This window comes from Paucilactobacillus vaccinostercus DSM 20634 (genome assembly GCF_001436295.1).
GTDB lineage: Bacteria > Bacillota > Bacilli > Lactobacillales > Lactobacillaceae > Paucilactobacillus > Paucilactobacillus vaccinostercus.
On record NZ_AYYY01000053.1, the window covers coordinates 1 to 315 of the forward strand.

2 tRNA genes are annotated in these 315 nt (G+C 54.9%); both read right to left on the reverse strand.

The annotated features are described in order from the left end of the window. Positions 1 to 92: 92 nt before the first annotated feature. Positions 93 to 164: transfer RNA gene (locus FC26_RS08650), tRNA-Glu, on the reverse strand. Positions 165 to 169: 5 nt separating this feature from the next. Next, a tRNA-Ser gene (locus tag FC26_RS08655) sits at positions 170 to 257 on the reverse strand. Positions 258 to 315: the final 58 nt, after the last annotated feature.

The window sequence follows — 315 nt, forward strand, 5'->3', positions numbered from 1 at the left end:
ACGACCTTCGGGTTATGAGCCCGACGAGCTACCAGACTGCTCCATCCCGCGATAATATTATGTTGTGTCCGACAACTTGCGTTGCCTGTGGATGACCCGTACGGGATTTGAACCCATGTTACCGCCGTGAAAGGGCGGTGTCTTAACCACTTGACCAACGGGTCATTTACGGAGAAGGAGAGATTCGAACTCTCGCGCCGCTTGCGCGACCTACACCCTTAGCAGGGGCGCCTCTTCAGCCACTTGAGTACTTCTCCACTATGGGCCTAAATGGACTCGAACCATCGACCTCACGCTTATCAGGCGTGCGCTCTA